General features: G+C 38.3%; 6 protein-coding genes and 2 pseudogenes. 6 read left to right on the forward strand and 2 right to left on the reverse strand.

Features of this window, described 5'->3' with window-relative positions; genetic code table 11:
- Entirely contained in the window at positions 1 to 1,584 is a 1,584-nt protein-coding gene (locus CYK47_RS13095) for a rhodanese-like domain-containing protein (RefSeq protein ID WP_122902266.1), read from the forward strand.
- A 226-nt stretch (positions 1,585 to 1,810) separates the two neighbouring features.
- Here the strand turns inward: CYK47_RS13095 and CYK47_RS13100 are convergent.
- Both CYK47_RS13100 and CYK47_RS13105 read right to left on the reverse strand, forming a co-directional pair.
- Positions 1,811 to 2,741 (reverse strand): annotated as a pseudogene (locus tag CYK47_RS13100) (IS5 family transposase).
- 137 nt (positions 2,742 to 2,878) lie between these two features.
- On the reverse strand, positions 2,879 to 3,643 hold the full coding sequence (locus CYK47_RS13105) for an SDR family NAD(P)-dependent oxidoreductase (protein ID WP_122902267.1): 765 nt from the start codon (positions 3,641 to 3,643) through the stop codon (positions 2,879 to 2,881).
- 205 nt (positions 3,644 to 3,848) lie between these two features.
- On the opposite strand from CYK47_RS13105, the pseudogene CYK47_RS15735 reads away from it, so the two are divergent.
- From CYK47_RS15735 to CYK47_RS13120, 5 genes and pseudogenes are all read left to right on the forward strand, one after another.
- A pseudogene (locus tag CYK47_RS15735) lies at positions 3,849 to 4,176 on the forward strand (transposase); the annotation flags it as partial.
- Positions 4,177 to 4,290: 114 nt separating this feature from the next.
- Positions 4,291 to 4,488: a hypothetical protein gene (locus tag CYK47_RS15740; RefSeq protein ID WP_252150288.1), complete on the forward strand. Its 198-nt coding sequence runs from the start codon at positions 4,291 to 4,293 to the stop codon at positions 4,486 to 4,488.
- Positions 4,489 to 4,624: 136 nt separating this feature from the next.
- Positions 4,625 to 5,683, forward strand: a complete 1,059-nt coding sequence (locus tag CYK47_RS13110) for an alpha/beta hydrolase-fold protein (protein WP_252150289.1) — start codon at positions 4,625 to 4,627, stop codon at positions 5,681 to 5,683.
- Positions 5,684 to 6,021: 338 nt separating this feature from the next.
- The gene (locus tag CYK47_RS13115) at positions 6,022 to 8,103 is read left to right on the forward strand and encodes a TonB-dependent siderophore receptor (protein ID WP_171407330.1); all 2,082 of its coding nucleotides are present in this window, start codon (positions 6,022 to 6,024) and stop codon (positions 8,101 to 8,103) included.
- Between the two features lie 251 nt (positions 8,104 to 8,354).
- Positions 8,355 to 8,509 (forward strand): helix-turn-helix domain-containing protein (locus CYK47_RS13120; RefSeq protein WP_164709201.1); only part of this gene is annotated, 155 nt, incomplete at its 3' end.

Here is an 8,509-nt window from a genome sequence, read left to right on the forward strand (position 1 = left end):
TTGAGCACAATCACCTACAACCAAATTCGTGAACAACTTCTAGCAGGTCAAGAAATTGCAATCGTGGATTTACGCGAAGAACATATTTTTGCGCAAAATCATCCGTTATTTGCCACCAATATTTCATTGTCACGCTTAGAAATTGAAATTTATAACCGTATTCCACGTTTAGATACGCTGGTGGTGATTTATGACGATGTGGTTAACCGTGTGGAAGCTGCCCGTAAAAAGCTGAGTGAATATGGCTATGAAAATGTTCAAGTCTTAGAGGGGGGGATTCAGGCATGGCAGCGTGATGGAGGAGAATTATTTATTGACGTCAACTCTGCCAGCAAAGCCTTCGGTGAATGGGTTGAACATCATAAAGGCACACCTTCGATCAGTGCGGAAGAACTGCAGGCCAAAATTGCTGCCAATGACAACATTGTCATTTTAGATGCACGTCGCTTTGACGAATACCACACCATGAGTATTCCAACTGGGATTAGTGTACCAGGTGCAGAGTTAGCTTTGCGGGCACCGAGCTTAGTTAAAGATGAAAATACGCAGATTATTGTCAATTGTGCTGGACGTACCCGCAGTATTATTGGCACGCAATCGTTAATTAATGTCAAATTACCGCATGAAATTTTTGCATTACGTAATGGTACGATTGGTTGGACTTTGGCCAATCAACAACTTGAGCAAGGGCAAACGCGTAGTTACCAAGATATAGCGCCTAAATCAGTGGAGCAGATTCGTCATAATGCACAACAGCTTGCTGAACAGGCCGGCGTAAAAATCATTAATTTTGCACAGCTTGAAGTATTGCATGAAGACAAAGCGCGTACGACCTATGTATTTGATGTACGCAGTGAGCAAGAATATATCCAAGGTCATATCGCCAATAGCCGTTGGGTGGCAGGTGGTCAACTGGTTCAAGAAACAGATCATTATGCAGCAGTACGTGGTGCACGTATTGTATTGGTCGATCCTCTGCACACTCGTGCCTACATGACGGGTTCATGGCTTGCGCAAATGAATTGGGATGTCTCAGTGTTAGTTGGTGAGCGTGATGATTTATACGATGAGCAAGGTGCGTGGAAACCCGTGACACCACAGATTGCAATTGATCAATTCTTAACACCTGAGCAGTTAAAAACATTATTAGCAGAACAAGATATTGCGATTTGGGATTTTACTACCGCTGCCAATTACAAAAAAGGTCATATCCCAACAGCACAGTGGTTATTAAAAGCAGATGTCACGCAGGTGATTCAGCAGCCAGAGTTTGCTCACAAAGATGCAATTGTGGTGACCTGTGGCTCAAGTCTATTAGCACAATACGCCGTGGCAGATATTCAAACACATTTAAAACCTGAACAAAAAGTTTACGTATTGGCAGGTGGAAATGCAGCATGGGTCAAAGCGGGTTTTGAGCTATCTACACAGCATAATTTTCTATCCGAACAAATTGATCGTTACAAGCGTCCATACGAAGGTACAGACAATTCTAAAGAGGCTATGCAAGCTTACTTAGATTGGGAGTTTGGCTTAGTTGATCAATTGAAGAAAGATGCGACACATGGTTTCTTCGTTGTTTAGACGAAAGCAGACTCACCTATTGAGTCTTAAAGCATGTCAATATGAAGGTCGGTATCTAAAAGGGCTAGAGATACCGACTGTTTAGATGAAAATTCTCAGCGTGGATTTGGCACAATGAAATTAAATAACGTGACTCAAGAATTTAGGGCAGTAGGATTAAATTTTACTTGTGCACGGCTTTGTTGCACAAAGATTTGAAATACAAAGCCCCCTAATTGAGCCAAATTTAAGGCGTAACTTGGGTAAGTGGCCGACCTAATTCAGTAAATCTGTTGAGGACTGCTGCGCGAGCATGAATTTCATTCACCTGACTAGGAAAGCTTCTTGCCATTAATTTATCGCCTAATAATTTAATGCAATGCATCTTGGTTTCGACCAAACTTCGGCGATGATAGCCTGACCATTTTTTCCATAATGTCCTACCTAGCCGTTTAACTGTTCGAAGTAATTCATTTCGCTCCTGAGAATGAACTTTTTTATCTTTCCAAGGCTTCGCATTTTTTCTGGGTGGAATCACTGCATGCGCTTGCCGATCTGCAATGACCTGACGACATTGCTTGGTGTCATAAGCCCCATCGGTATAAACGGAGTCAATCTGCTCATCTTGTGGAATCTGATCGAGTAAGTCACCAAGTACCTGTGCATCACTGAAATTATTGGTTGTCAGCTGAATAGCGCGTATTTGAAGGGTTTTAGCATCTATACCAATATGGAGCTTACGCCATTGGCGACGATATTCAGGTCCATGTTTCTTGCGTTTCGATTCACCTTCACCTAGAAACTTCAAGCCTGTAGAGTCCATGAGTAGATGCAGCCCATCGCTACTTTTTTGGTAGCTGATTGCAATATCAATATGCTTTTGTCTTCTACAAAGCGTGGTGTAATCTGGCGCTGTCCAATTTAATCCACAAAGTTTAATCAGGCTTTGGACAAAGCCAGTGACCATACGTAAAGACAGACGGAATAAGGATTTAATCATTAAACAGCATTGGATGGCTGCGTCGGAGTAGGTTTGATTTCGTCCTTGTTTGCCTTTTGATGAAGCATACCACTGCGTAGCAGGATCAAACCAAATCGCAATATTTCCGCGACTCATGAGTGCTCGGTTATATGCGGGCCAATTGGTTGTGCGGTAGATTTTGTGTAGGCTTCTTCATTTGAAAATTATATCGCTGAAAAAGCCTTTACAGATAGGTTTGTGCAACAAAGCCGATCACTACTCAAGAAGACGGGTCTACTCATTTAGCTATACAGTTGGGGGAAGCCTTGTACAAAGCGAGTTCGATGCATGCCATTAAAGCGCAGTAACGCCACCATCCACAGCAATCGCTTGTCCCGTCAGATAAGTATGTTGTGGTGAACATAACATCATCATTACACTAATAATTTCTTTAGTTTCTGCAATGCGTTTCATTGGCGAAGCTATATTCAGAAAATCTATTTTATCTGACAGCTCACTTTGTGTGACTAAGGGAGTGGCAGTGTAAAATGGGCAAATTGCATTAACACGAATATTTTTTTTAGCATATTCAATTGCAGCAGTTTTTGTTAAGCCAATCACGGCATGTTTTGAAGCAGAATAGGCCGCCAATTTAGGTGCTGCATTTAAGCCTGCCACAGACGAAACATTCAAGATATTGCCTGACTGTTGTTTAAGCATAGTCGAAATTTGTGCCTTCATACCCAGAAAGACCCCCTTACTATTTACATTTAAGGTATGGTCAAACTCCTCTAAGGTAATTTCGGTAAAGGCTTTCATGCCTGTGGCAATACCGGCATTATTCACAGCAATATCTAACTTCTCCCAGTTTGATATTGCTAAGTCTACTAACTGATGATGATATGCCTCATCGCAAACATCTCCGGCTAGGGAGACAACAGCAATATTTTGTTGCTGTAAATGTGAGACAAAATGACCTAGTGCTGATGCATTTAAGTCACCTAATACAAGTTTTGCTCCAAGATTGCCGAGTACTTCAGCCAGTGCGGCGCCTAAACCACTTGCAGCGCCGGTAATTAATACAACTATATTTTTAAATTCTAAATCATGAGATGACATATTTTGACCTAAAGCTTGTTGTTGGAATTATTGGGTATCTATACTGATGAATATATATTTATTTTTAATCTAATCGAGTATTGAAAAGTGTTGACATCATTTTTGTAAATGGATGGAAATTTTTTTATGAATTGTATTAATCCCGAATTAAAACGGACACTCACAATTAAGACCTAGGCATAGCACTAGAGTTAAGGAGTGTCTTATGGAACGTATTAAAGTTATTACATCTGTTCAGCTTCGTAGATGTTATACAGATCAAGAGAAAGTACAGTTTGTTGCTATTACCATGCAACCAGGATCATCTGTTTCTTCCTTTGCTAGATAGTATGGAATTATGCCAAGTTTGCGGTTTTAAATGGAAGAAACTTATGAAAGATGGTGCAGTAACTGCCGTGGAAGCCAATGATCAAGTCGTGAGTGTTTCAGACTACAATTCATTATTAAAAAAAGTAAAATAGCTTGAACAGATGCTCGGTCGAAAGACCGTTGAAGCAGAAATTCTTAAAGATGCTTTAGAGGTGGCACAAGCAAAATTATAGAGAGCTAATATTAAAGAAGAAATCAAATAAATAAAAATGATAATCATTTGTATTAATTGAGGTGTTATGATTGCAGCCATTCATAAATAATCATGGGGTGCGATAATGGCTAAGAAGATTTTAATGTTGATGTTATTGTGTCAGGGAGTAGGATTGCACTCATCTATTTATGCTAATCCCGTTAATCTTAAAGACCATTCATTTACCTACGCTTCTCCATGCGAAGAGGTAAAACCTGAAAGTGATTTACTAAGTTATTTAAGTAAACAATTAGAAGCTACACCTAATAGAAGCTACACCTAAAATCCAACGCAATAAAGTCATTGAAAAATTTTGGCAAAGTATCAAGACGTCACAAACACCTATTGTTGAAAAAATCAATTCAGATACAAGTCGGGTCATTTATTTATGGCGTGGGGCAAAGCATAACGTACGTTTGGTGGGTGGCCCCAGCAATGATCACGAATGGTTAACTCGGATACCTGATACGGATATTTGGTTTAAGGAAGCGATTGTTAAAAATGATTTTATCGGTAGTTATAGCTTTGCTGTCGATATCAAAAATGTTGATGGATACTTATCACACTATTGCCCTCATCTAAATACAGAGTTAAAAGAGTCTCGTGGGCAACGTATGGCTTTACGTGATGCATTTCAACTTGACCCATATAATTCAAAGCGTTTTCTAGAACAGCAAATAACGGGGCTTAGAAATGAAAACTTATTGATTTTGGATCAAGCTCCGAAGTTTATTGACCCATCTCAATATCCGAAGCGGACATTAGATTTAAAGACCTTAAGTTTGAAGAGCAATATATTGCAAAATGAACGCAAAATAACCATTTATCAGTCAGCAAAAAAGAATCCTAAGCAAAGTTATATCACGGCGATTTTCTTTGATGGCAATGAATATGCGACTTTACTTAATATCCCTAAAGCCTTAGATATATTAGTTGAACAAGGTAAATTGCCACCAGTTCAAGCTGTATTCATTGATCCGATTAATGCACAAATTCGCCCGAAAGAACTCACACCAAATGCCGATTTTTCACAATTTTTCCAAAAAGAATTTCTACCGTGGTTAGATCAGAAAATTGAGAGAGATACAGATAAAACCGTATTACTTGGATCAAGTTTAGGTGGATTGAGTGCAGCACATCTTGCCTTAGAAAACCCGACTCAAATCAGCCATGTTGTTCCATTATCAGGTTCATTTTGGTGGAAAAAAGACAATAGTGATGAACCTAATGGCATGAGCCAGATCATTCGTAATAAAAAAATTCTGATCAAACAGCATTGGTTTATTTCAGCCAATAGTTATGAAACATCGAGAGCACATAATGAGCTGAGTATTTTAAATACCTCCCCAATCGTCGCAAATGACTTAAAAGAGAAAGGGCAAGATGTAATATTTAAGACCTACACGGGAGGACACTCATATGCTGTTTGGCAAGTTGTTGTGCAAGACGCTTTACAGCATTTCTTCACTCATAAATAGAAAACCTTAAATAAATTAATTAAAAAGATAAAAATCTATCAACTCAGTCCTCCTAGTATTCTTGGAGGATGTAAAGATTAATTTATAAAAAAATCAAATGCTTATGTTGTATTGGTATTTTACTGATTATCTCTTTTTAACTACCTTATCGCTACACTTATTTAAAATTAAGACAGCATTTTTCAACTAAATAGCGATTTAACATTGATATAAACAATAACCAATATCTTTTATAAATAAGAATTATTAACATTTGTTGTTGTATAGTATGGAACCGTAAAAACAACACTTGTTAAGTTAGGGGAATCATCTTGAATAGAACAATTTTATTTTTATCTATGGCAGCAGCTTCATTTTATACGCTGGCAGATGATTCTACTGTCTTGCCAACTATTGTGGTTAAAGCTGATTCACAAGAAACTGATGTGACTGGAAAGTTAAAAAAGAAAGCCACACTTAATATCTTAGGTGAAAAAGATGTCCTTGATACACCCTTTACGATTCGTAATTATAGTGATCAAGCAATTCAAGATGCTCATGCACACACAGTCATGGACGTGCTAAAAATTGATCCTAGTATTCGTACTACCACAAATAGTGGTCACTTGAATGAAAATTTTAATATTCGTGGTTTCAATGTGAACTGGGATGATCTTAATTTAAACGGTGCTTATGGTATGGCACCATCAGGTCGTGTATCAACGGATATTCTTAGCTCTGTTACTGTACTTAAAGGCCCAAATGCTTTAGTTGCTGGTATGGCGCCAGGAGGGAGTGTTGGCGGTGTCGTTGTGGCAAATACCAAACGTGCAGATAAACAACTTACTCGTGTTACAGCGAATTTTGAAGAAGAAGGATTTTATAAATCTGGCTTTGATGTCGCACGTCGATTTGGTCAAGATCAAGAATTGGGTGCACGTTTCAGTGCCAATTATGGCCAAGGTGAACATGTTGTTGACGGTCTAGAAGATGAAACTATTTCCGCTGTATTAGGTCTTGATTGGACCACAGATAAAGCAAAAATTAACTTTGATGCTTATAGTACTAAAGACAATCGTGAAGGTGGTTCACCAGCGATGGTCTCATTTGCAACATTGGGAAAAGTATTAGATGCTCCAGATGGTCGCAGCAACTATTTACCTAATTTGTGGGGCAAACAGTCTGCAAACTACGTTGGTTTATCTGGAGAATATAAATTACACGATAACCTAAAAGTGATTGCAGGTGTTGCAACAGCAGAGCAAAAGTATCAAGGACATTTATTTGGGACTCGTCTAGTAGTCACAGATGAAGCGGGTAAGGCAAATTCGCAGTACTATCATGTGAAAATGAACCAACGAAATACAGCTGCAAATTTAGGTTTAGAAGGCGCATTTAATACAGGCAGTATTGAACATGTTGTGGGTTTAAGGGCAGATTATTTGCATAGAGATACAGATATGCACAGTAAGGCGGGCGAAACCAAGTTTGTAACAAACCTGTATAACCCCACTGATTTGGGTTTTATGCCTGCTGAACCTTCAATCTCTCAAACAGCAGATAATGATTACATGAGTTATTCGTTGACTGATCAAATATCAATACTTGATGACAAACTACAATTGATTTTAGGTGCGCGTTATCAAGATATCGATATTAAAAATCCAACAAATTCAAAGAATAATTATAGTGCAGATAAAATATCACCGAGTTTAGTTATTGTTGTAAAACCTTGGGGTGAAGATATATCATTATACACAAGCTATGTAGAAGGTTTATCTCAAGGGAGTACTGTAACAGTCAATGGCGATGTGAATTTTGGCAAAACATTTGCACCATTCCAAACTAAACAATATGAAGTCGGTGCTAAATACCAACATGGTTCTTGGTTACATACCTTAGCTGCTTATCAAATCGAAAAACCAAGTACGATGGTTGAACAGTTAAAAGATAATCCTGAGGGTTTTACTCAAATCACAACGGATGGTGCTGAAACAACATCAAAAGGGATCGAATATGGCTTCTCAGGTAATATGACAGAGGATGTCATCATTTGGGGTAACCTTGCCTATATTGATGTGGAATATACCAAAAACACCAATGTTCAATTGGTAGGTAAAACAGTAGAGGGACAACCTGAGTTTACAGCAGGACTTGGTATTGAGTATAAACTCCCAATGGATGGTTTAAGTATCAATGCTCGTGGTAATTATGTTGATAGTCAATATCTCAACAATACCAATACTCTAGAACTTCCTGACTATACATTATTGGATATCGGTGCCAAATACACAACTAATCTTGGTGGTGTAGAGACCACTTTTCGTGCCAATGTTGATAATGTAACTGATGAAAAGTATTGGGCTGGTGTATTCAATAGTGGTTTTGCGACGTTGGGTGCAGGTCGTACCTATAAACTCGGTGTGACATTTTACTTCTAAGTCAAACAACATTTATCAAAAACAATATATGTGAGACAGATGGGAAAAAGTCTGTCTCATTTTTATATTTTAAGCCATTTATTTGTGGAGAGCGGTGTTTTTATCTTGATCGAGCGTAAGACCCCCACCGACAGTCAGGTGGGGGATATAAGCGAGTGGCGATAGCCATAAATAATCTAATATTATCTTTATTGTAGTGCTTTAATTTGCTATAATCTATTTACAACAATCCCTTTATAAACAATGATTTAATGAAGATTTTACAACACTATAAATTTAGGCTTTTGCCTAATAAAGAACAGGAAATATTGCTTAATCAAGCAATAGGTTCTGCTCGTTTTGTGTGGAATCAAGTTCTTGCTAAATCGTTTGAAATGTTCGCTAAAAATGAACGTATCCGCTACGA

It is taken from the genome of Acinetobacter sp. B51(2017), from assembly GCF_003711395.1.
In the GTDB taxonomy this organism is placed as follows: domain Bacteria; phylum Pseudomonadota; class Gammaproteobacteria; order Pseudomonadales; family Moraxellaceae; genus Acinetobacter.

Coding starts and splice junctions, on each gene's coding strand:
- CYK47_RS15740 (WP_252150288.1), top strand. CDS start 4,291: ATGGCTAAGAAGATTTTAATGTTGATGTTATTGTGTCAGGGAGTAGGA.
- CYK47_RS13105 (WP_122902267.1), bottom strand. CDS start 3,643: ATGTCATCTCATGATTTAGAATTTAAAAATATAGTTGTATTAATTACC.
- CYK47_RS13115 (WP_171407330.1), top strand. CDS start 6,022: ATGGCAGCAGCTTCATTTTATACGCTGGCAGATGATTCTACTGTCTTG.